Below are 22,028 nucleotides of genomic sequence, written 5' to 3' on the forward strand. Positions count from 1 at the left end.
TCTTGCTGTTCAGACTGACTTGATCTTTAACTACAAAGATTACAGTACGCCAGGCTGACCAAGTGCAGGGTCACTGGCACGTGCTGCTTGCGCATCGGCAACGGTCATGCCTAAAGCCGCTGCAACGCCTTCGCCATAAGCAGGGTCACATGCATAACAGTTACGAATATGACGATACTTAATAAAGTCTAAAGCATCACCCATTGCACGTGCCGTGTTATCAAACAGTGCTTGTTTTTGCTCAGGGTTCATTAAATTGAACAAGGCACGCGGCTGGCTAAAATAGTTGCTATCATCTTCACGATAATCCCAGAAATCTGCATCGCCACGAATTTTTAGCGGTGGTTCGCGGTATTGTGGTTGCTCTTGCCATTGATGGAAGCTGTTTGGCTCATAGTGTGGCAAGCTGCCATAGTTGCCATCCATACGACCCTGACCATCACGACGGTTTGAGTGCACAGGGCAGCGTGCAGCATTCACTGGAATTTGTGAATGGTTCACACCAACACGGTAACGTGCAGCATCGGCATAGTTGACCAAACGCGCTTGTAACATGCGATCTGGCGAGTAGCTAATTCCTGGTACAAGGTTGCTTGGTGCAAAGGCAGCCTGTTCAACATCTTGGAAGTAGTTTTCAGGGTTACGGTTCAGTTCAAATTCACCCACTTCAATCAGTGGATAATCACCTTTCGGCCAAACTTTGGTGAGGTCAAATGGGTGATAAGGGACTTTTTCTGCATCCAGTTCAGGCATGATTTGCACGAACAGCGTCCATTTCGGGAAATCACCGCGTTCAATGGCATTGTAAAGGTCAGTCTGGCTGCTTTCACGGTCACGACCAATCAATTCTGCTGCTTCTGCATCGGTCAGGTTTTGAATGCCTTGTTGAGTGCGGAAGTGGAATTTCACCCAGAAACGCTCATTATTGGCATTAATAAAACTATAGGTGTGGCTACCAAAACCATGCATGTGACGATAACCCACAGGAATACCACGATCCGACATCACAATGGTGACTTGGTGCAGTGCTTCTGGCAGCAAAGTCCAGAAATCCCAGTTATTGGTCGCATTACGCAGGTTGGTGCGTGGGTCACGCTTTACCGCTTTATTCAGGTCAGGGAATTGACGTGGGTCGCGGAAAAAGAACACTGGTGTGTTGTTGCCGACTAAATCCCAGTTGCCTTCTTCAGTATAGAATTTTAAAGCAAAACCACGAATGTCACGTTCTGCATCGGCAGCGCCACGCTCACCTGCAACGGTAGAGAAACGAGCAAACATTTCAGTTTTTTTGCCAACTTCAGAGAAAATTTTGGCACGGGTATATTGGCTGATGTCGTGCGTGACCGTAAACGTACCAAACGCACCTGAACCTTTGGCATGCATACGACGCTCAGGAATTACTTCACGTACAAAGTTTGCCAACTTTTCATTGAGCCATAAATCTTGAGTAAGGAGTGGGCCACGTGCGCCCGCAGTCATACTATTTTGGTTATCTACAACAGGTGCGCCTGCATCGGTGGTTAAATGCGTTACAGGGCATTTTTTTATCTCTTGGCTCATCGTTGTTCTCCATTATTGTGATCATCATGTGGTGGGCTGTATTAGAAATTTAGCTTCTAAAACAAGCGGCCATGAACCGTTTTGTTTGTTTAAAAAATCAACTACAACACCACAATACCATGCAGATCGGGCTTTGTAGATGAAAGCTTTTCAAATCTCACCATTTTAATGTAAAACGATTTTTATAATTTTACAAATAGATAAATTTATTGTTTATGATTGGTGTATTCGATAGATCTTTGTAAACTAAATAATCAGTTTTGCTGCACTAAATGTCTGAAACTGCTGCTAAAAACGGTTGAATCGCCAATGAAATATCGGTGTGCAAGGCATCCCAATCTTGATAATGTGGATTGATTAATAAACTTTGCGAAATAAAACCATAACTGATGCGATGCAGATTCAAAGCAAGGCGCAGTTGTTGTTCGGCATTGTGTATGACAGGTGCGAAAATCTGTTGCCACATCTGTAGCATCATGCTGTAACTTTTTTGGTAAGTTTCAATGTGTGATACCTGCCGTTCCAGTAAAAAAGTCTGCGCCCAAAGCCATTGTTGTGCCTGAATTTGCTGAAGCTGAAACTGAATGATGGTTGCAATATAGCGGTTTATTTCAACAACTGTGGATAACTCAAGTTGCTGTTGGGCATAACTTTTTAAGTGTTCTGCATGCTGTTTGACTTGCAGGTGAATCGTCAATGCCAGTAAATCTTCTTTCTTGGCAAAGTATTCATAAAAAGTGCCTAAACCGACACCTGCCAAATTAGTAATTTCACGAATGGTAATTTCAGCTGCCGAGCGTTCATGCAAAAGCCGAACAAAACTTTCCTGTAAAGCCTCTTGAGTCAGTTTAGCCCGCGATTGGCGCGGCTTACGGCGCACTTGAACCTCAGAATTTTTCATAAATAAAGCCGAACACCTGAGCACATATTTTTATCTATACTAAATGCAATGATAGCATCGCGTTTGTCTAGGAGTGACACAATGCAGACATGGATGACCCATCAAATTCAAAATCAGTTTGATGAATTACAAGACTATAACTTATTTGAAACCGATACGGTTTTACAAGAAATTTTAACCCGTTATGGCAGTCAAGATCAGACTCGACTGAGCGAATTGGGACATATTGCAGCATCGGCAGAATATTATCACTATGCCGATTTAGCCAATCGGCATACGCCTATTTTACATGCCTTCGATGCACGTGGACGCCGTAAAGATGTAGTGGAGTTTCATCCCACATGGCATCACTGGATGGCGCTGAATCGCAAGTTTGACACGCATGCACATCCATTTAAACAACCGCAATCTACGGCAAAATGGGTCGATTGGGCCAGTCGCTTTTATTTGGCGGGACAGGTTGAGTGTGGCAATTTATGTCCAAATTCCATGACTTTAGGCAGTATTCCGCTCATTCAGCGTGAACCTGAATTATGGGCAAGCATGGGCGAAAAACTGTTATCGCATGAATATGACCCGCGTGATGTGCCGATTTCACAAAAGAAATCTATTTGGTTGGGCATGGGCATGACCGAAAAGCAGGGTGGTTCAGATGTACGTGCCAACCAAACGCTTGCCATTCCAGTCGCAGCAACAGGGCGTGGGCAAGCCTATTTGCTCACAGGTCATAAATGGTTTTTCTCTGCACCAATGTGTGATGCACATTTGGTGGTCGCCAATACCGAACAAGATGGTTTGGCTTGTTTCTTTGTACCGCGTTGGTTAGAAGATGGCAGAAAAAATAATATTCAGGTACAGCGTTTAAAAGACAAAGTGGGAAATCGGAGTAACTCCAGTTCTGAAGTCGAATTTCAGCAGGCGTGGGGCATCATGATTGGCGAAGCAGGGCGCGGTATTCCCACCATTATTGAAATGGCGAACTACACTCGTTTAACCTGTGCTGTGGGCAGTAGTGCCATGCTGCGTCAAGCCTTGGTGCAATGCCTTGCCTATACTCGACAACGTCAAGCATTTGGACAGACTTTGGCGAATCAGCCATTAATGCAGGCAGTCTTGGCAGATTTGGCTTTGGAAACTGAAGCTGCGGTACAGCTCAGTTTTCATTTGGCACATTGTTATGAAAGCGATGATGCTGTGTCTTTGGCATGGAAGCGTTTAATGACCCCTGCTGCAAAGTTCTGGATTTGCAAACGCGCGGTGGAACTTACAGGTGAGATGATGGAAGTTTTTGGTGGCAATGGTTATGTCGATAACAGCATCATGGCACGTATTTTCAAAGAAGCACCTGTAAATACCATTTGGGAAGGTTCAGGCAATGTCATGTGTCTGGATGTACTACGCGCTATGCAGCGAGAACCTGAGCTGATTCAGGTGTTATTGCAGGATTTTGCTCGCACTGCCGTTACTCATCCTATTTTGGGCAGTGAATTAGATGGTTTGCAGCAGTTATTGCAGACCACGAACAGCAACGATTTACAATTTATGGCACGTGCTTTGGTGAGCCGTTTGGTGATTTTGGCACAAGCGGTTTTGTTGTTGCGTTATGCGCCAAGTTTTGTGGCAGAAGGTTTTATTCAGTCGCGTTATAGTGCATTGCATGGGCAAGTGGTGGGTATGCTTAAACCTAAACAGGTCGATGTTGCATCCATCTTGCAGCGTGCATTTTCAGCATAGCATCCCTTGCTACTTGATTCTGCACAAAAAATTCACCCGCTTGGTAAAACCAAACGGGTGAATTGAACCGTATATTGCAGTCGAGTCGTGATCAATCACGCTCGCTTGTAGCAAAGCTGATTGCTTCAGCGAAACTTATTTCGCAGGCTCTTCAGCTTTTACACCTTTTTGATATAGAGTGTAGATGTAAATTGGAATATCCAAATCTTCTAAGTGTTTGTAGATGAGTGGACGTACATCTTCCCAATCTAAACCGCCTACACCTGTTGCAAGACGCGGTAACGCCAAGCTTTCAATTTTCTCTTCTTCAATCAACTGTTTTAAGTTTTTCAAAGTGCGGTTGACGTATTCTGTCGATGCTTTACCTGGTTTTGAACCGTTGTCATAAGCCGCTTCCTGAGTCATCAGGTTGACGATGCGTTGACCTTCGGCATTGACCCAAGTCCATTGCTCACCCGCTTTAGGATGGTAAATATGACAATAGTTGCGGAAGTCTTTATATAGCGCAGGCCAGTGCTCACGCAGACTTAAAGCCAAACCTGTTGCAAAGTTATCGTTAGGGGCAACACCGTGAGCAATCGCACGTGCTTCGCTCAGTAAAATATCTCCAGAAACTTCATAAATCATGAATTTGACTCCTGTTTTTAATGGTCTTGTTAAACTGATCTTCTATATTCATATTAGCCAATCATTGCAGTTTTTCTAGTGGATTTTATAACTAATAAGTATTTAAAAAGTAATAAAATTTTTTATAATTTTATGCTATAATTGTATGGGTAAAGCCGCTGAGTGTTCTTTAAAATAGCCTTCAAAAATAACCGTCAGAAAAATCTGATAAAGTGGCGGCAATAATTTATTTACCCTTCTTTTTATCTTAGCACTATTGAGTGAAAATCGCTTGTAAAATGTACAAAAAAGCGTATGATCGGCTTCCCAATTTAATATGGAACATTGGTGAGAGAATAGTCACGTTATGCAGAAGCAATTGGCTTGAATTTTCCCTCAACATCTCCATCTAAAAGAGTAGCGACACTGCTCATTTCCATGATCAACCGAAAGGAACAGCGTAATGGCAAAGAAAAAACAGCCTGAGCTTATTCAGCATAACTTTGTGGCCAAGCACATGCACGAGGTCAACAAAAGTCAGGTTTTTGTAGACCGTAAGAAAAATGCCAAACGAGGCTATAGCAAACACAAACAAGGGCGATATTCCGATGATTATCGCCCTTGTTGTTTTTGGAGTGAATGGTGTGTTGCTTGAGGCTTAAACTAAGTTTTATGGAGATACGATACGTGTCGCTAGTTTCACCATATCGCCCAAGCCATGGGTTTTAAAATAATATTCCATCAGACTTTTCACCATCAGCGGATTATTCATTTTTAACGCCTGATCTAATAAATGTTGCGCATCGGTCATCGGTACATGACAAATTGCTTTACGCACCCGCAAGATATTACTTGAACTCATCGACAGGGTATTAAAGCCCATTGCCATCAGAATTACCGCAGACAGCGGATCTCCTGCCATTTCGCCACAAACGCTCACAGGCTTGTCATATTTATGACATTCTTTCACCAAGCGGGTTAAGGCGCGCAGTACTGCAGGATGAAAGTGTGAATAGACGTTGGCCACACGCGGATTGTTACGATCCACTGCCAATAAATACTGGGTTAAATCGTTTGATCCTACCGAGAAAAAATCCACCAACGGGGCAAATTCATCAATTTGCAGCAGCACACTCGGTACTTCTACCATAATGCCAATTTTCGGTTTGGTGATTTTAACCTGTTCTTCTTCCTGCACTGCTTGCAAGTCACGATCTAGCAAATACAAGGCTTCTTCAACCTCGCTGACACTGGTGATCATTGGCAGCAAAATATGCAGATTATTCAAACCAATACTGGCTTTGAGCATGGCACGAATTTGCGAAGAAAAAATTTCAGGATGATCTAGCGTGAAGCGAATCCCGCGCCAACCCAAGGCTGAGTTTTCTTCTTCAATCGAAAAGTACGGCAAGTCCTTGTCTGCGCCAATATCTAGCGTACGCATCACCACAGGTTTGTTGGCAAAGTGACTGAGCTGTTGGCGGTAAATAGCACGCTGTTCTTCTTCGCCCGGGAAACGGTCACGTAGCATAAATGGAATTTCAGAACGATATAAACCAACACCTTTAGCACCGCGTTGTACGCCACGCACCACGTCAATCATCAAGCCTGTATTGACATACAATTTTACCGCTACGCCGTCAGGGGTAATGGCATCTTTGGTTTCATATTGCTTGAGGTCTTTGGCAATCTGTTCTTCTTCTTTTTGAATTTCTTTATAGCGTGTCCGCATGCGACGTGGCGGGTTGATAAACACCCGACCTTGGTGCGCATCTACAATCATTTCCACATCGTCTAGGCTGTTGATCGGCAACTCAGTTACGCCAACTACGGTTGGAATACCCAAAGCACGTGCCACAATGACCATGTGAGAATTCATTGCGCCTTCGGTGGTGACAATTGCTGCAATTTTATCGACAGGCAGTTCTACCAAAGCTGCTGTGGAAATTTCTTCGCCAATTAAAATACTTTCATCGGTCAGTTCTCGGTGACTGGCATCGGCTTCTTGTAAAGAGGCGAGAATACGACGCCCTAAATCTTTCAGGTCAGAAACACGTTCGCGTAAATAGTCATCTTCCATTTGTGAAAATAGGGCAATGTGATTGTCAATTACAATACGCACTGCACCTTGTGCCCAGTTACCTTCACGAATCAGTTCTTTAATTTCTGCAGGCAGGGCATTTTCATCCAACATGCGTAGGAACACACTGAATAAAGCGCGTTCTTCTGCCATTAAGGCATCCTGCATTTTGTCATCTAGTGCCTGAATTTCTTGACGCACTGCATCTAGTGCGTTGTCTAGTAATTCTAACTCTTCACTAATGTCTTCAGCTTCACGATCAGGTACAGCCGCCAAATCTGCAGGTGGATACAGAATTACCGCACGACCCAGTGCAATCCCGCCCGAACCTGATACGCCCTGAAAGGTTTTGTAGGCAGGCAGGTTGTTGGGTTTGCGGAACACATCAATGTTGCCCACGGCATGCGCATGCGCAATGACACCTGAAAGCTGAGCACAAAGTGTGACTAAAAAGGATTCTGCCGCTTCAGAAAAGTCTTGTTTGTCCTTGTTTTGCACCACAAGAACGCCCATAACTTTACGGCGATACATGACAGGCACGCCAAGGAAAGAATTATAAATTTCCTCGCCTGTTTCGGCCAAATACATGAAGCGTTCGTGTTTAGGTGCGTCGTCTAGGTTGACAATTTCTTCACGTTGTCCAACCAGTCCGACTAGACCTTCGCTGGTATGTAAAGATACATGTCCTACAGATTCAGGGTTTAAACCTTTTGAAGCCATGAGGAGGTAGCGCTGATTACGTTCATCCAACAGGTAAATCGAGCAGACATCCACATGCATGGCTTCTGCGACCTGATTGACCATAATATCGAGCGATTCATGCAAACTGGTGGACGCATTGATTTCTTGTACAATGCGTCTAAGGGTATCCAGTTGCATGTTCGACATACGCGCTACTCCATATTCCAATCAATGATTTGAGGTCAGTTTTACACCACAGATGACCCTATAACAATAAGCTAAAAAATCTACATCTTCATGCAAATTTTAAGGTTTTTTCAGGGGCAATTGATTGCACAATTCCACCATCGCTTTACGGTAGACGTCACGTTTAAAATTGACGACCTGACCAAGCGGATACCAGTAACTGACCCATTGCCATTGATCAAATTCGGGTGGGTCTGACAAATTCAGCCGAATATGATGCGCTGACGCTGTCAGTTGCAATAAAAACCACTTCTGTTTTTGACCAATACATACGGGATCTGAATCCGTGCGTATATACCGATGTGGCAAACGATAACGCAGCCAACCCTTAGTTTGCGCGATAACTTGGACGTGTTCGGGCAGTAAGCCAACTTCTTCTCTCAGCTCACGATAAAGTGCCTGTTCAGGGGTTTCTCCATATTGGATACCTCCTTGCGGAAATTGCCATGCATTGTGACCAATGCGTTTTGCCCATAAAACTTGTCCAAACTCGTTTGCCAAAATGATCCCGACATTGGGTCGGAAACCTTCTGAGTCGATCATTTGGCTACCTAAATATTGTTTAATTTATGACTTTGCACTCGGGGATGATGATTTCTTTTCTCCAACTCGAAAACGCAAAGTGTAAATAATGTTAAAATTGCTATGATCTTAACGAATTTCTATCGACTAGCGGAGATAGATTTACAATTTTTTTCTTAAATTTCAGTTTTTACGAGTATTTTCATGAAATTGGCGCTATTTGATCTCGATCACACCTTGTTAAATACTGATTCAGATCATTCTTGGGGTGAGTTTTTGGTAAATGAAGGTTTGGTCGATCCAGTCCGTCATCGCGCCATGAACGACAAGTTTTATGAAGACTATAAGGCAGGGCAGCTCGACCCAATTGCATATAACGAATTTGTATTTGAATTTTTAACTCAGCACAACAATCAATACCTGACCGAATTGCATGAATTATTTATGCAAAAGGTGATTCGTCCGCAAATGCGTCCTGAAGGTTTTAAAGCAATTCAGCGTCATCAGGCTTTAGGACATGAATTGGTGGGCATCACCGCAACTTCTGACTTTATTACAGCACCTATTTTTCGTGAATTTGGCATTACTGAAATTATTGCCACCAATGCGGAAGTAGTCGATGGTAAATATACAGGCAAAGTGATTAACACCGCATGTTACCAAAAAGGCAAATTAGTGCGTTTGGAGCAATGGCTAGAAGGCCGCGATGTGACTGAGTCTTGGGCGTATTCAGATTCCATTAACGACCGTTTCTTGCTGGAATATGCGGATCATGCCATTGCGGTAAACCCAGATGCACGTTTACAGGCTTTGGCGGAAGAGCAAGGGTGGGATGTGCAGGACTGGTCAATTTAAAGCTTAGATTAGTGCAATTGTTGCTGTATCAGGTGTAACTAGTCGCTTGTTTCTGTTTTGTTTTTATTTGCTGCAATGTTGGATTATGTCATTCATTTTTAGAATAGGCATGCTAAGGTAAGACAAGAATTAAAAATGATCAGGAGTGAAAAAATGAGTGGTGTACGCCCAAGAATGACACATTTATTTGAACAACTGGGTTTGGATGCCAGTGAAGCTGCGATTCAGCAATTTATTGAAACGCATCAATTGAATGCAGAAACAACAATTGCCGAGGCAGAATTTTGGACGGAAGCACAGCGTCAGTTTATCGTCGAAAAAATGAAATCGGATGGTTCATGGGCAATTGTGGTAGACCAATTGAATGAATCTTTGCATGAAGATTCGGTGAGTCGTTAAGACTTCACTTGTGTCCAAGTTGAGCCAATAAAAAAACACCCTCAGTACAATCGTGTCTGAGGGTGTTTTTCATTCAAAAGAAACCATTAATCTTTTAGTGTTTCATCATCTCAATCAATTCTAAAACAGCGCGTGATTGCGTCCGTCCCGGATGCCATACCATGCCCAATTGACGGTTCATTTCTAAGTCAATATCTAACTGTTGTAAGTCCTGATTGACCAACGTTTTAGGTAAAACAGACCATCCCAAACCAATTGACACCAACATCCGAATTGATTCTAACGGATTGTTGCTCATGGTGACTTTAGGTTTAACACCTTGCTTTTCAAACTCTGCCAAAGTGATTTGACTGGTATAGGTTTGCGCGGCAGGCAACAAACTAGGGTAGGCGAGTAAATCGGTCAATTGCAGGTTTTTCTGATGTGCAAGCGGATGAAAAGATGCGACCACAAACACCAATGGATCATTCCAAATGGTGACATAAGACAGACGTTCATCTAATTTGGGCGGTAAGGTCAGAAAAGCCAGTTCTAAATCGCCTGCCAAAACTTGTTCATGTGCCTGTTCAGAATCGACAAAATGCACATCTAGCGTGACGTTGGGAAATTCTTGCACATATTCACGCAAATGATTGGGTAAATGGTGCAAACCAATATGATGACTGGTACCAATTTTCAGTTTGCCTTGAACCTGTCCCTGCTCATGGCTGAGAGTGTGGTGAATATCGCCCAGTTCATTCAGCCAATTTTTGACTTTGGGTAATAATGAATGTGCTGCATGCGTGGCTTGCACCCCACGACCTGCCGATTCAAACAGTTTCACGCCAAAATAGTCTTCTAGGCTGTGAATACGTTTGGTCACCGCAGGTTGGGTAATAAATAACTGATCTGCGGCCAAAGAAATAGAACCTGTTTCCATGACTTTTACAAAGGCTTCAAAGGCTGCAAGATTCATTTGCACCATCCATAAAGATTTTTTATTACTGTGCTTATTATTTAGAAAAAATTAGAATTAATCAAAACAAATTCTACTTATTTTTAAACTATGCATTCGGGATGATCTTGTAGAGATACAGCAGAGATAAAAAAAGATCATCGTGGGCTGCAACCAAGATGATCTCAAACTGAAATGGAATATTCACAAGCAGAATCTATAAAACCATTAAGCGATAATTTTAGAATCTTGCGTTTGTGCTTTCTTTTCCCAAATCCGCTCGTGAATGAAATACGCAACAGCTTGTACTGTCGGTTCGACCAAACTTAAGGTAATGGCCATCCAAATATTGCCTGTGACTATATAACCGACCACCATCGCCACGGTGATGTGCATGATGTAGTAGCTTAAAGTTTTTTTGAACATGCGTTGATTGTTGGCGACAAATTTTTGAATATGGCTCATGTGAATACTCCTTATGCTGCTTTGATCATTTTCTGTGTGGATAGCTAAAGGATAATCATTCTTATTTAATTTGTAAAAACGAATAATTTTGTAATTTTGATTGGAAAATTAGATTTTAATAAAAATATCAAAGATAAAAAATTTTAAGTATCTATCATGTTTTGCTTATAGGTAGGTCGTGATGAATCATTGACATCCTCCCCGACCTAAAGGACGGAGATTCCTACTGCTAGACGCTCATGCCCGAGCGCAAGAATATTCAGTGCGGAATTTACATCCCGATCATGGAGCGTACCGCACTCCACACACTGCCATTCTCTTATTCCAAGTCCTGCTCTACCTTCCGGACTACTGGAGCGTGAGCCACAGCACGAACAAATTTGGGTGGTATAGGCTTCATTGACTTCTTCATAACATACCCCTGCGTTCTCGCATTTATACTTGAGCATGGTTCTTAGTGTTGTCCAACTGGCATCTAGCACTGATTTAGCCAATCTGGTTTGTGCTAATGCTTTGGCATTCACATTGCCAACGAAGATGGCTGCATGTTCATTCACCAGTTTTCGGCTGAATTGATGCAGCATGTTTTGTCTTACATTTTTAATCTTGGCATGAATGGCTTTGACACGTTTCTTATTTTTTGCACGTTGAGCAATACCAAGTTTTTGTTCATATTGCCGATAGATTTGAGGTGCTTTAAGTTTTACGCCATCTGAACAAGTCGCTAAATCTTTTAAACCTAAATCTATGCCAATTGAGGTTTTAGCGTTGTTTTTTTCTATTTTGACTGCATCAACTACAAGACAAACATACCAACGTCCACGACTATCTTCTACGAATGTGCCTGTTTTGATATTGTATTGACTTAATCCGTAACTATCCCATAGTTTAAATTGATGCCTGCCATATTGAACATAGCCATCAGCATATTTGATTGCAACCTTTTTAAACGGTATCCAACCCAGCGAACGTCTAGCTGATTTTTTATTACTGACACGCCATTTTAGTTTTGCTTTTTTGAACTGCTTGCGTCTTGTGACCAATTCTTCTGTCACTGCCTGAATAGTTTGACTGTGCAAGTTGCATTCTTTCGATGCGCCTTTCGTGTATTTTGCAAGGTCGTATGCTGAAAAGAATTGTTGTTTACGTTGTAGATGCTTAAAACACAAATCATTGACATAATTCCAGACAAAATTTACTTCGGATGCTAACTGATTTAGCACCTTGCAATGTTTGTCTTTTATGCGTAATTTGAGTGTCTTCATCCAATTATTTTAACAGTATTTTTCTTAATAGTGACTATAGTACAAGTATTTAAAACGACATTTCGTGTCGTTCATATGGTTTACTCCAGTCGCTTATATCCTCGTGCTGAACCACGAGGTTTTACGCTCCAGTGGATAAAAATTATTTTGCTAGAAACAACTAAATAATTCCTAAAAGTTTTTAAATTAATAAAAATGATAAATTAGATTTATACAAATTCGCGGTTATAATCAAATTAATGAAAAAATTACCCAGTCCAGTGGAGTAGATCTGACATGGCAGGCGAAAACCAACAAGCACAAAATCCAGCTGCAAAAACTTTGTACGACAAATTGTGGGATGATCACTTGGTCACTCAACGTGATGATGGCTCGGCTTTATTGTATATCGACCGTCATTTATTGCATGAAGTGACTTCTCCACAAGCCTTTGAAGGTTTGCAACTTGCAGGACGTAAGCCGTGGCGTTTAAGTGCCAACGTGGCAACGCCTGACCATAACGTACCAACGTCTAAGAAAGAACGTGCAGACGGTATTGCAGGTATTGAAGATGATACCTCACGTATTCAGGTACAAACTTTAGATGACAACTGTAAAACCTTTAACGTGGTGCAGTTTGACATCAACGACATCCGTCAGGGGATTGCGCACGTGGTTGGGCCTGAGCAGGGCTTAACTTTGCCAGGTATGACCGTAGTGTGTGGTGACTCACATACAGCGACTCACGGTGCATTTGGTTGTTTGGCACATGGTATTGGTACGTCTGAAGTTGAACACGTATTGGCAACCCAATGCTTAGTTCAAAAGAAAATGAAAAACATGCTAGTGCGTGTAGATGGCAAATTAGGTCAGGGTGTTACACCGAAAGATGTCGTTTTGGCGATCATTGGTAAAATTGGTACTGCAGGCGGTACAGGTCACGCGATTGAGTTCGGTGGTCAAGTGTTCCGCGATATGTCGATTGAAGGCCGTATGACAGTATGTAACATGGCGATTGAAGCAGGCGCGCGCGTGGGTATGGTTGCTGTGGATGACAAAACCATTGAATACGTGAAAGGTCGTAACTATGCACCAAAAGGCGAGCAATGGGATGCTGCAGTTGCTTACTGGAATACTTTACATTCAGACGAAGGTGCACACTTTGACACCGTAGTGGTATTACAAGGTGAAGAAATTGAGCCGCAAGTGTCTTGGGGAACTTCACCTGAAATGGTGATTCCAGTGTCACAAGCCGTACCAACTTTAGAACAGGCGAAAGATGACGTACAGCGCAATGACTGGACGCGTGCTTATCAATATATGGGCTTAACTGCAGGTCAGTCTTTGGCAGATATTCAATTAGACCGCGTATTTATTGGCTCATGCACCAACTCGCGTATTGAAGATATTCGTGCAGCCGCTGAAGTGATTAAAGGTCGTAAAGTTGCAGCAAGCATTAAACAGGCGATGGTGGTTCCGGGTTCTGGTTTAGTTAAGCAACAAGCGGAACAAGAAGGCTTAGACAAAGTGTTTGTAGAAGCAGGCTTTGAATGGCGTGAACCAGGTTGTTCAATGTGCTTGGCAATGAACGCAGACAAATTGCAACCGGGTGAACACTGTGCATCGACTTCAAACCGTAACTTTGAAGGTCGTCAAGGTAACGGTGGTCGTACCCATTTGGTGAGTCCAGCAATGGCAGCTGCGGCAGCAATCGCAGGTCATTTTGTAGACGTACGTTCATTCTAAGTTATGCCTTCATCCCAGCCTTCTCTCAGAGAGATGGCGTTCCCTCTCGCTATAGCAGAGGGCAAGGGAGAGGTTACGGATTCAGTGAGAATTAAACATGAAAAAATATACCGTTGAACAAGGTATCGTTGCACCATTAGACCGTGCCAATGTCGATACAGACTTAATCATTCCAAAACAGTTTTTGAAATCTATCAAACGTACAGGTTTTGGCGATAACTTATTTGATGAATTGCGTTATTTAGATGAAGGTTATCCGGGTCAGGACAACTCAAAACGTCCGATTAATACTGAGTTTGTATTGAATCAGCCGCGTTATCAGGGTGCTTCAATCTTAATTTCACGTGCCAACTTTGGTTGTGGTTCAAGCCGTGAGCACGCACCTTGGGCATTGAATGAATATGGTTTCCGTACCGTTATTGCACCAAGCTTTGCCGATATTTTCTTCAATAACTGCTTTAAAAACGGCATGTTGCCTGTGATCTTGTCTGAAGAGCAGGTCGAGCAATTATTTAAAGAGTGTGCGGCGACTGAAGGCTATCAATTAACCATCGACTTGGACGCACAAGAAGTACGTACACCAAGCGGTACGGCATTTAAATTTGAAGTAGATCCATTCCGTAAACACTGTTTATTGAATGGTTTGGATGATATTGGCTTAACATTACAAGCAGCCGATGACATTCGTGCTTATGAAGAGAATACTAAGCAGTCGCGTCCATGGGTTTTTGCCGAAATTCAGGCATAAATTCGCTGAAATTTGTCATAGCATCGCTGCCTAACTCTTGCTAACATCGGCACATAATAATTTTTATATTTTGTATCTAACAGGTGAGGTTGGGCGCGAACAATGACTAAAATTTTCGGTCGGCTTGCTGTCATTGGATTATGTATCACCATGCTAAGCGCATGCCAAACGTGGAATACAGCACGCATTAAACAGGTGAAAGAAACTGAACAAAGCAAATCCAATGCACTGATTTACTGTGCGGGTACAGATGATTGTGAGTTTGAGCGTTTAAATACGGTCACAATTGTCGATGCAGAAAAACATCGTGTTACACGTGCTGCCATTCAGGAGGGTTTAGTGCGTTTACAGGAATCATCCTTAAATAAATCCAATGCCTTGTATTTATCTGTACCGCCTAAACAACATGAATTGGTGATTCGCTTTTATCCCATTTCTAAAGATCGTGCAGAAAAACTGCATGTAATTCATAAGTTTAATGCCAAGCAAAAATATACCTTTAGAATGTATCGTGATCGAAGTCGTACTAAAGGCAGCTTATTAAATGTGTCTGCGCCAGATCCTTTATGTGTAGATTTGGTGCAAAACAACAAAACCATTCGACGTTTTTGCAAACCCTACAATGTCTTAAATGGCTTGGGTGAGTTTGTAGAACAAAAAATTTAATCCCACAGTCTTTGACTGTCATGAACAATGGAAACTCTCATGTCAAAACATATTTTGATTTTAGCTGGTGACGGCATTGGTCCAGAAATTGTGAAAGCTGCTGAACAAGTGCTGACACGTGTCAATGAAAAATTCAATTTGGGTTTGACTTGGGAACAAGGTTTATTGGGTGGTTCTGCAATTGATGCACATGGCGAACCGTACCCAGCAGTAACATCTGAACAGGCTAAAAAAGCCGATGCAATTTTATTAGGCGCTGTCGGTGGTCCAAAATGGGACAACATTGAGCGTTCAATCCGTCCAGAGCGTGGCTTATTAAAATTGCGTTCAGAACTCAATTTATTTGCTAACTTACGTCCTGCAATTTTGTATCCACAATTGGCAGATGCTTCAAGCTTAAAACCTGAAATCGTATCAGGCTTAGATATCTTAATCGTGCGTGAATTGACAGGTGGTATCTATTTCGGTCAGCCACGTGGTATCCGTGAATTAGAAAATGGTGAAAAACAAGGTTTTAATACCGACGTATATGCTGAGTCAGAAATCAAACGCATTGCAAAAGTAGCGTTTGAAATGGCGAAATTGCGTGGCGGTAAAGTATGTTCGGTGGATAAAGCCAACGTACTGGAAGTGACTGAATTGTGGAAGCAAACCGTGACTCAGTTACATGCAGAACAGTACCCAGAAATCAACTTGTCGCACATGTATGTCGATAACGCAGCGATGCAATTGGTACGCGCGCCAAAACAATTTGACGTATTGGTGACAGGTAACTTGTTTGGTGACATCTTGTCTGATGAAGCGGCGATGTTGACAGGTTCTATTGGTATGTTGCCATCTGCATCTTTAGACGAAAATGGCAAAGGTATGTATGAGCCTTGCCATGGTTCAGCGCCAGATATCGCAGGTCAAAACTTGGCAAACCCATTGGCAACCATTCTTTCTGTGGCAATGATGTTACGTTACACCTTCCGCGAAGAAGCGGCAGCAAAAGCCATTGAAGATGCAGTAGGCAATGTATTAGATCAAGGTTTACGTACTGCCGATATTATGTCTGAAGGCATGAATAAAGTTGGTACTGTTGAAATGGGTCAAGCAGTCGTTACGGCACTCAACTAAAAATTTAAGCGATTTAACCTATCGCTTACAGCTCAAAATCAAATCATTAAACGCAGTCTTCGGGCTGCGTTTTTTTATTGGTTTTGTACTTTCAGAGTGTTTTAGCTAGGAGACTTAACAGCGTTGTCCCGAAACATACACTGCGGTAGCAATACCCTGCTGTAGGCGAAAATACAAATCACAAGTCAGTGCAACATCGTAACTTTCATGACTCGGGATACCGATATTTAACGGAACAGCACCAATACCTGTAGTGGGATGCTGCGCCATAGGGATCGGAACACGTACAGGACGAATAATGATACGGTAATGTAGCAATTGAGGGGTAGCTTGAGCTGTACCAAGCTGTTGATAGCCAATTTGGCTTAATTGCAAATGGGTCAGGATATATTGGCTAGATTGACCAATAAATTGCTGTAAATACGCATCGCGGTTTAAAGTGGAATGCGGTGGATTACTACTACACGCCACTAAACTGAGCGCAAAAAGACCTGTTATACAAGCAACGCAGGATCGAAATAACATGCTTTTTCTCCCTTGCTCAAAACTTTATTGTAGAAGGCAATGCAAGAAAAGAATGTGGTGATTCGATAAGCGGCGGGGACGAATTAAAGGCTAAACAGAATTTTTTTAAGTGAACGTAAAAAAGCCACTCCGAAAGTGGCTTTAGCTTACTCTAAAACTTAGCGTGCGCGATAAGTGATGCGACCCTTGGTTAAGTCGTAAGGTGTCATTTCAACTTTCACACTGTCGCCTGTTAAAATACGAATATAGTGTTTACGCATTTTACCAGAAATGTGAGCAATCACTTCATGACCGTTTTCTAAACGTACACGAAACATAGTATTAGGAAGCGTTTCGGTGACAACGCCTTCGAACTCGATGAGTTCCTCTTTATTGGCCATAGCCTACCTGAGTATCAAATTGGAAAGGCGCAAATTATAGGCAATTTTTCTGAAAAAAACAAGATGCTTTACCCTATACACAGCGCATCTGTTAGTAAAATAAGCGAATCATCGGTTTATACTTTTTCTGTAAAAATGGGCTTGGGTAGGTTGTCAGTTCGGTCAATCGCAGTTAATCTAATTTCAATCTTTTTAAGTATAAATGAAGTACATACAAGGAAGGTTTTTGCGTGGGTCAGCTAACTGATGCATCGGTTGTATTGCGTTTAGGCTACCAAGCGATTCGTCGTGCGGGGTTGCCAACCGAAGATATTTTAACAAAAGCAGGTGTGGCCTTAAATCAGGTCGAAGCCAATGAACGTACGCCTTTAAATGCACAATATGCGTTTTGGGTTGCGGCTGAGGAAGTCAGTAAAGACCCTGATATTGGTTTACATCTGGGGGAACATTTGCCACTTTATCGCGGGCAGGTGATTGAACATTTGTTTATTTCTTCAGAAAACTTTGGTGAAGGCCTAAAACGTGCTTTGGCTTATCAACGCCTGATTAGTGATGCTTTTGATGCCAAATTGGTGGTGGAAGATGGACGCTGCTATTTAACCAATGGCGTGCAGCCGTGGTCAGAAAATATCGTCAATCGTCATTTTTCTGAATGCGCCATGTCGGGTGTTTTACGCTTCTTTAAATTCATTACCGAAGGTCGTTTTCAGCCTATTTATATTGACTTTAACTTTAGTGATGGTGCTGCAGATGATGAATATTTCCGTGTCTTTGAATGTCCTGTGAGTTTGGGGCAGAAAGAAACGCGTTTGTATTTTGATCCGAGTATTTTGGATTATCCACTGTGGCAGGCAGAACCTGAGTTATTGCAATTACACGAACAGTTGGCATTGGAAAAACTGCAGGAACTGGCGCGTTATGATTTGGTTGGTGAAGTGCGCCGTGCCATTGGTTCGACCTTAGAAAGTGGAGAAACGACACTAGAAACAGTGGCGGCACAATTGAATATCACGCCACGTCGTTTGCGTACCCAATTGAGTGAAGCCAATACCAGTTTTCAGCAAATTCTGTCCGATTATCGATGTCGTTTGGCTAAACGATTATTATCGAATACCAATGAAAGCGTGGAGCGGATTGTGTACTTAACGGGTTTTTCAGAGCCAAGTACTTTTTATCGTGCTTTTAAACGCTGGACCAATGAAACTCCAGTGGAATATAGAAAACGTAAACAGCGTTAAGTTTGAAAATTTAAAACCTTTCCTAAACAGAATCCTCCCTAAATCCCCCTTTTTCAAAGGGGGGGACTTTCGTTTTTAACGCCTCGAAATGGAGCTCCTCTCTTTGGAAAAGGGAGGTCGGGAGGGATTAAATTATTCCGGCATGTTTAACCAATGTGGCCCTAAAGGAACTTTCGGTAAATCATACTGTTCAGGATAATGTGCCTGAATAAAATACAAGCCATCTGGCGGGGCAGTAATTCCTGCTGCTTTACGGTCTTGAGCTGCAAAAATTTGGTCAATATGTGCAATGTCATACAAACCTTGCCCGATCTCCAATAGACAACCCATGATATTGCGAACCATGTGATGCAAAAAACCATCGGCTTGAATATCTAACACTAAATAATTGCCGTGACGAATTAAGCGGCAATGGCTGACATGACGGACAGGCTGATTGGACTGACACGCTGCGGCACGAAAGCTTTCAAAATTATGTGTCCCTTCAAATTTCTGCGCAGCCGCAATCATTTTATCGACATCTAAGGGATAATAAGCGTGAGTGACTTGTTTGTGCAGCAAGGCAGGGCGTTGTGGATTGTTATACACGACATAGCGATAACGCCGTGCCTGAGCCTTAAAACGAGCATGGAAGTCCATATCCATCGTTTTAATCCATTGAATTGCAATGTCTTTGGGTAGTTGGCTGTTGGCACCCATCAACCAACCGCGTTCAGGGCGAATGGCATGCGTATCAAAATGTGCCACCATATTGGTTGCATGCACGCCTGCATCGGTACGTCCTGCACCATGTAAAATAATGGGTTCATCGGCAATTTTGCTCAGAACTTTTTCAATGGTTTCCTGCACACTAGGTACGCCTGCTTGCTGGGTTTGCCAACCCCGATACCGAATGCCACAAAACTCAATTCCGATTGCAAAACGCTGCATAATCACCTCAAATCACACTGAAGACTGCCAATGCGCATACCACTGTGCAAGGCTGTCGTATTGTAAATACATTTTTAAGGCTTTGGCATAAAGATCTGCGTGACTTTGGCAATCACTGATTAAAATTTTACTGTCCTGTAACCACTGGCTGATCGCATAGCGTTGTTGCATGCCACCAAAAGTGACTTGGGTGGTGAGAATCACGGCACATTGTTGAGCTTGTAAGGCCTGAATTAACTCAATCACTTCGGCATTGACGGCCATATTGCCTGTACCATAACTCTGTAAAATGAGGCAGTGTGGTGGCTGTTGCTGTAAGGCTTTTAAATTATCGACCAAAGCGGAAATGGCAATTGGCTGTAACATCCAGTTCAGGCAGTTAAAGTGCTGGGCTTTTTCAATATGTTGAGTGCTAATGTTGAATGCTGGCTCATTCTGCGATTTGTTCTCCGTGTAAACCAAAGCAGACTGACCTGTAAATGCATTTAACTCGGTGGTGTGTTGTTTCAGTGCCGTTGCGGCATGAATCAGTTGCTGATGGAAGGCCAGATATACTCCCTGAGTCACTTGATGAATCTGTTGTAAAGCAAAATTTAGGTTGTCCAAGGCATCACTAAATTCACGGGTATCTGTGCCTTGTGCATTGAGTAAGGGATATTGGCTACCCGTGAGAATGACATGGGTACTTTGCGCTAAAAAACGTGCCAAGACTGCGCTGGCATAGCTGAGGGTGTCGGTGCCATGTAAAATAACGAAATGTTGAAAATCATCGTGTTGTAATTTTTGAATATATTGAATGAGCTGTAACCAGTCTGCGGCTGTGCAGGCACTACTGTCTTTAATGACAGGGGCAACAAAGCATTCAATCTCTAAATTTAGGGGTAAGACCTGTGCCAAGCGTGGCAGAAATTGCTCCGCAGGCATTGGGCTTAGTGGTTCACCGACACAGCCAAAAGTGCCGCCCATATAGATTAACGCAATTTTTTTCATCATAAAAAAAGCAGCCAAGAATGACTGCTTTATCTTAATCTGATTTGAATTAAGAAGCGATTTGATTCAGTAACTGATCGGCACGTTGGCGTTGTTCAGCAGAATAATTTGCGCCTTGTTCGCTAAGTAAAGCTTTCGCAGCATCATAAGCGCCCAATTCCACATATTGGCTCGCCAAGTCTAAATTCAACTGAATTTCATCTACTTGAGATAAGTCTGGGAATGATTTCACCAATGGATCATTTAGATCAACATCTGTGCTGACAACGGTTGCAGCAGGTTCAAGTGCAATACTTGGTGCAGCAATGACTTCAGGTTCAATTGCAGGCTGAAGGTTGGTTTCCTCAGCAGGCGCACTGTCAAATGTGAAATTAAAATCAGGTGTTGCAGGTTCAGTTTTTGCTTCAACAGTCGCAGGGGTTTCTGTTGTTGAAAAGTCAAAGTCTAAACTTGGGGCTTCAGTTGTAGCAGGTGCATTTGCTGGTGTTTCAGATGCTACTATTTCAGTTTTATTCGGTTCTAAATCAAAAGAAAACTCAAGCGGTTGGGCTGCTTCTGTAGCACTTGTACTTGGCTCAGGAGTAATTGCGGGTGTTTCAGTTTTCTCTGTTGCTGGTGCAGTATCTACAGAAAAATTAAAGTCTAAAGCAGCAGGTTCTGCTTTTACTTCAGGCTCAGCTGCTTTTTCTACAGGTGCAGCAGCAGGGCTGAAATTTAACGATGAGGTATCAAATTCTAAAGCTGCTTCAGGTGCTGCTGTTTTATTTGAAGTTAGTTCGTGCTGTAACTGGTCAAAAGAAGAGCTATCAGAAGAGATATCATCTTTTGATTGTATGAGGGCATCAAAATCAGCAGTTGATTTTTGTTCAACAGGAGCCGATTCTAAATCCGCTGGAGTCGTTGGTTGAAAATCAATCCCATCAATTGCTTTGTTGTTTTGCTCATCAAATACTTGTTTTTGAGCTTCTGCTTGAACCAAAATATCATCAAGGCCCAAAGCGCGTATATGATTGAGTAATTGATCAATCGCAAACTCATCTTTTTGCTGTAAATGAATGTCGAGCAAGAATAAATACAGACCGTGTAAAGAATTATCACGTTTTAAGGCCTGGTTGATCTGTGCTTCCGCAGCAAAGAAATTGCGTTCCTTAATCAGATTTTCAATATTTGTCTGAATTTTAACAGGTACAGGGGTAGAGTGTTGTGGAGTTGGAACAACCTCTTCAACCACCACCGATTTCTGGGCAACTTTTTTGGTAGTTGTGGTTTTCTTGGCACTGGTTTTGGCTGGCGCTGCTGTTTTCTTGTTGCTTGGTTCGGCTTCTTTACTTGCTTCACGCTTTTTCAAGAAAATTGCGATCACCAGTAATAAAATAAACGGAATCACATAAATCAGCATGTTTATACCCCTTGAGGATGTGGTCCCTGTTTGACCTTATCCCAAAAAAATCATTGTGTG

At 42.5% G+C, this 22,028-nt stretch carries 22 protein-coding genes; 9 read left to right on the forward strand and 13 right to left on the reverse strand.

All coding sequences use genetic code 11. The annotated features are described in order from the left end of the window. Window positions 1-39: 39 nt before the first annotated feature. Together J4G44_RS04455 and J4G44_RS04460 are read right to left on the reverse strand one after the other, a co-directional pair. Window positions 40-1,560: a catalase gene (locus J4G44_RS04455; protein WP_096902685.1), complete on the reverse strand. Its 1,521-nt coding sequence runs from the start codon at window positions 1,558-1,560 to the stop codon at window positions 40-42. A gap of 268 nt (window positions 1,561-1,828) precedes the next feature. After that, window positions 1,829-2,461, reverse strand: coding sequence for a TetR/AcrR family transcriptional regulator (locus J4G44_RS04460; protein ID WP_131261060.1), 633 nt, complete (start codon window positions 2,459-2,461; stop codon window positions 1,829-1,831). A gap of 81 nt (window positions 2,462-2,542) precedes the next feature. On the opposite strand from J4G44_RS04460, the gene J4G44_RS04465 reads away from it, so the two are divergent. Continuing rightward, entirely contained in the window at window positions 2,543-4,195 is a 1,653-nt protein-coding gene (locus J4G44_RS04465) for an acyl-CoA dehydrogenase family protein (protein ID WP_207973886.1), read from the forward strand. Window positions 4,196-4,330: 135 nt separating this feature from the next. Here J4G44_RS04465 and J4G44_RS04470 read toward each other — a convergent pair whose 3' ends face one another. After that, on the reverse strand, window positions 4,331-4,822 hold the full coding sequence (locus J4G44_RS04470; protein ID WP_004976080.1) for a macro domain-containing protein: 492 nt from the start codon (window positions 4,820-4,822) through the stop codon (window positions 4,331-4,333). A gap of 442 nt (window positions 4,823-5,264) precedes the next feature. On the opposite strand from J4G44_RS04470, the gene J4G44_RS04475 reads away from it, so the two are divergent. Further along, the gene (locus J4G44_RS04475; RefSeq protein ID WP_004976081.1) at window positions 5,265-5,456 is read left to right on the forward strand and encodes a DUF7230 family protein; all 192 of its coding nucleotides are present in this window, start codon (window positions 5,265-5,267) and stop codon (window positions 5,454-5,456) included. 15 nt (window positions 5,457-5,471) lie between these two features. Here J4G44_RS04475 and ptsP read toward each other — a convergent pair whose 3' ends face one another. Then, the gene (gene ptsP / locus J4G44_RS04480) at window positions 5,472-7,769 is read right to left on the reverse strand and encodes a phosphoenolpyruvate--protein phosphotransferase (protein WP_154321075.1); all 2,298 of its coding nucleotides are present in this window, start codon (window positions 7,767-7,769) and stop codon (window positions 5,472-5,474) included. Between the two features lie 99 nt (window positions 7,770-7,868). Then, window positions 7,869-8,351: an RNA pyrophosphohydrolase gene (locus tag J4G44_RS04485; RefSeq protein WP_004976084.1), complete on the reverse strand. Its 483-nt coding sequence runs from the start codon at window positions 8,349-8,351 to the stop codon at window positions 7,869-7,871. A 183-nt stretch (window positions 8,352-8,534) separates the two neighbouring features. Here J4G44_RS04485 and J4G44_RS04490 point away from each other — a divergent pair, with 183 nt between their 5' ends. Then, entirely contained in the window at window positions 8,535-9,185 is a 651-nt protein-coding gene (locus J4G44_RS04490; RefSeq protein WP_179993533.1) for an HAD family hydrolase, read from the forward strand. 153 nt (window positions 9,186-9,338) lie between these two features. Beyond that, complete coding sequence (locus tag J4G44_RS04495; protein WP_004976087.1) at window positions 9,339-9,584, forward strand: DUF2789 family protein; 246 nt, start codon at window positions 9,339-9,341, stop codon at window positions 9,582-9,584. Window positions 9,585-9,678: 94 nt separating this feature from the next. Here J4G44_RS04495 and J4G44_RS04500 read toward each other — a convergent pair whose 3' ends face one another. From J4G44_RS04500 to J4G44_RS04510, 3 genes are all read right to left on the reverse strand, one after another. Next, window positions 9,679-10,539, reverse strand: coding sequence for a LysR family transcriptional regulator (locus J4G44_RS04500; RefSeq protein WP_004976089.1), 861 nt, complete (start codon window positions 10,537-10,539; stop codon window positions 9,679-9,681). A gap of 207 nt (window positions 10,540-10,746) precedes the next feature. Beyond that, window positions 10,747-10,983: a DUF2061 domain-containing protein gene (locus tag J4G44_RS04505; protein ID WP_004976091.1), complete on the reverse strand. Its 237-nt coding sequence runs from the start codon at window positions 10,981-10,983 to the stop codon at window positions 10,747-10,749. Window positions 10,984-11,189: 206 nt separating this feature from the next. Beyond that, window positions 11,190-12,248 (reverse strand): RNA-guided endonuclease InsQ/TnpB family protein, encoded by a 1,059-nt coding sequence (locus J4G44_RS04510; RefSeq protein WP_167845756.1) that lies wholly within the window; start codon window positions 12,246-12,248, stop codon window positions 11,190-11,192. Between the two features lie 276 nt (window positions 12,249-12,524). On the opposite strand from J4G44_RS04510, the gene leuC reads away from it, so the two are divergent. The 4 genes from leuC to leuB all read left to right on the forward strand — a co-directional run bounded on the left by leuC (window position 12,525) and on the right by leuB (window position 16,506). After that, on the forward strand, window positions 12,525-13,973 hold the full coding sequence (gene leuC / locus J4G44_RS04515; RefSeq protein ID WP_004976092.1) for a 3-isopropylmalate dehydratase large subunit: 1,449 nt from the start codon (window positions 12,525-12,527) through the stop codon (window positions 13,971-13,973). A gap of 97 nt (window positions 13,974-14,070) precedes the next feature. After that, on the forward strand, window positions 14,071-14,721 hold the full coding sequence (gene leuD, locus J4G44_RS04520; protein ID WP_180009180.1) for a 3-isopropylmalate dehydratase small subunit: 651 nt from the start codon (window positions 14,071-14,073) through the stop codon (window positions 14,719-14,721). A gap of 102 nt (window positions 14,722-14,823) precedes the next feature. Beyond that, the gene (locus J4G44_RS04525; RefSeq protein ID WP_154321072.1) at window positions 14,824-15,387 is read left to right on the forward strand and encodes a hypothetical protein; all 564 of its coding nucleotides are present in this window, start codon (window positions 14,824-14,826) and stop codon (window positions 15,385-15,387) included. Window positions 15,388-15,426: 39 nt separating this feature from the next. Next, window positions 15,427-16,506: a 3-isopropylmalate dehydrogenase gene (gene leuB / locus J4G44_RS04530; RefSeq protein ID WP_004976098.1), complete on the forward strand. Its 1,080-nt coding sequence runs from the start codon at window positions 15,427-15,429 to the stop codon at window positions 16,504-16,506. 114 nt (window positions 16,507-16,620) lie between these two features. Here the strand turns inward: leuB and J4G44_RS04535 are convergent, their stop codons facing one another. Both J4G44_RS04535 and infA read right to left on the reverse strand, forming a co-directional pair. Further along, window positions 16,621-17,031 carry a hypothetical protein gene (locus J4G44_RS04535; protein ID WP_167845758.1) on the reverse strand — a complete coding sequence of 137 codons (411 nt, stop codon included), beginning with the start codon at window positions 17,029-17,031 and terminating at the stop codon, window positions 16,621-16,623. A gap of 158 nt (window positions 17,032-17,189) precedes the next feature. Then, the gene (infA, locus tag J4G44_RS04540; RefSeq protein WP_001284370.1) at window positions 17,190-17,411 is read right to left on the reverse strand and encodes a translation initiation factor IF-1; all 222 of its coding nucleotides are present in this window, start codon (window positions 17,409-17,411) and stop codon (window positions 17,190-17,192) included. A 230-nt stretch (window positions 17,412-17,641) separates the two neighbouring features. Here infA and J4G44_RS04545 point away from each other — a divergent pair, with 230 nt between their 5' ends. After that, window positions 17,642-18,649, forward strand: a complete 1,008-nt coding sequence (locus tag J4G44_RS04545; RefSeq protein WP_004976104.1) for an AraC family transcriptional regulator — start codon at window positions 17,642-17,644, stop codon at window positions 18,647-18,649. A 132-nt stretch (window positions 18,650-18,781) separates the two neighbouring features. Here J4G44_RS04545 and truA read toward each other — a convergent pair whose 3' ends face one another. From truA to J4G44_RS04560, 3 genes are read right to left on the reverse strand one after another with little or no spacing between them, the layout of a single operon-like run. Continuing rightward, a complete protein-coding gene (truA, locus tag J4G44_RS04550) occupies window positions 18,782-19,579 on the reverse strand; it encodes a tRNA pseudouridine(38-40) synthase TruA (RefSeq protein WP_154321070.1) in 798 nt (265 codons plus the stop codon). Between the two features lie 12 nt (window positions 19,580-19,591). Beyond that, window positions 19,592-20,572 carry an asparaginase gene (locus J4G44_RS04555; protein WP_004976109.1) on the reverse strand — a complete coding sequence of 327 codons (981 nt, stop codon included), beginning with the start codon at window positions 20,570-20,572 and terminating at the stop codon, window positions 19,592-19,594. Between the two features lie 46 nt (window positions 20,573-20,618). After that, on the reverse strand, window positions 20,619-21,968 hold the full coding sequence (locus tag J4G44_RS04560) for a fimbrial protein FimV (RefSeq protein WP_207973887.1): 1,350 nt from the start codon (window positions 21,966-21,968) through the stop codon (window positions 20,619-20,621). Between the last annotated feature and the right edge of the window lie 60 nt (window positions 21,969-22,028).

Source organism: Acinetobacter towneri (assembly GCF_017498585.1).
Classification (GTDB): domain Bacteria; phylum Pseudomonadota; class Gammaproteobacteria; order Pseudomonadales; family Moraxellaceae; genus Acinetobacter; species Acinetobacter towneri.

Coding starts and splice junctions, on each gene's coding strand:
- J4G44_RS04455 (WP_096902685.1), bottom strand. CDS start 1,560: ATGAGCCAAGAGATAAAAAAATGCCCTGTAACGCATTTAACCACCGAT.
- J4G44_RS04460 (WP_131261060.1), bottom strand. CDS start 2,461: ATGAAAAATTCTGAGGTTCAAGTGCGCCGTAAGCCGCGCCAATCGCGG.
- J4G44_RS04465 (WP_207973886.1), top strand. CDS start 2,543: ATGCAGACATGGATGACCCATCAAATTCAAAATCAGTTTGATGAATTA.
- J4G44_RS04470 (WP_004976080.1), bottom strand. CDS start 4,822: ATGATTTATGAAGTTTCTGGAGATATTTTACTGAGCGAAGCACGTGCG.
- J4G44_RS04475 (WP_004976081.1), top strand. CDS start 5,265: ATGGCAAAGAAAAAACAGCCTGAGCTTATTCAGCATAACTTTGTGGCC.
- ptsP (WP_154321075.1), bottom strand. CDS start 7,769: ATGTCGAACATGCAACTGGATACCCTTAGACGCATTGTACAAGAAATC.
- J4G44_RS04485 (WP_004976084.1), bottom strand. CDS start 8,351: ATGATCGACTCAGAAGGTTTCCGACCCAATGTCGGGATCATTTTGGCA.
- J4G44_RS04490 (WP_179993533.1), top strand. CDS start 8,535: ATGAAATTGGCGCTATTTGATCTCGATCACACCTTGTTAAATACTGAT.
- J4G44_RS04495 (WP_004976087.1), top strand. CDS start 9,339: ATGAGTGGTGTACGCCCAAGAATGACACATTTATTTGAACAACTGGGT.
- J4G44_RS04500 (WP_004976089.1), bottom strand. CDS start 10,539: ATGAATCTTGCAGCCTTTGAAGCCTTTGTAAAAGTCATGGAAACAGGT.
- J4G44_RS04505 (WP_004976091.1), bottom strand. CDS start 10,983: ATGAGCCATATTCAAAAATTTGTCGCCAACAATCAACGCATGTTCAAA.
- J4G44_RS04510 (WP_167845756.1), bottom strand. CDS start 12,248: ATGAAGACACTCAAATTACGCATAAAAGACAAACATTGCAAGGTGCTA.
- leuC (WP_004976092.1), top strand. CDS start 12,525: ATGGCAGGCGAAAACCAACAAGCACAAAATCCAGCTGCAAAAACTTTG.
- leuD (WP_180009180.1), top strand. CDS start 14,071: ATGAAAAAATATACCGTTGAACAAGGTATCGTTGCACCATTAGACCGT.
- J4G44_RS04525 (WP_154321072.1), top strand. CDS start 14,824: ATGACTAAAATTTTCGGTCGGCTTGCTGTCATTGGATTATGTATCACC.
- leuB (WP_004976098.1), top strand. CDS start 15,427: ATGTCAAAACATATTTTGATTTTAGCTGGTGACGGCATTGGTCCAGAA.
- J4G44_RS04535 (WP_167845758.1), bottom strand. CDS start 17,031: ATGTTATTTCGATCCTGCGTTGCTTGTATAACAGGTCTTTTTGCGCTC.
- infA (WP_001284370.1), bottom strand. CDS start 17,411: ATGGCCAATAAAGAGGAACTCATCGAGTTCGAAGGCGTTGTCACCGAA.
- truA (WP_154321070.1), bottom strand. CDS start 19,579: ATGCAGCGTTTTGCAATCGGAATTGAGTTTTGTGGCATTCGGTATCGG.
- J4G44_RS04555 (WP_004976109.1), bottom strand. CDS start 20,572: ATGATGAAAAAAATTGCGTTAATCTATATGGGCGGCACTTTTGGCTGT.
- J4G44_RS04560 (WP_207973887.1), bottom strand. CDS start 21,968: ATGCTGATTTATGTGATTCCGTTTATTTTATTACTGGTGATCGCAATT.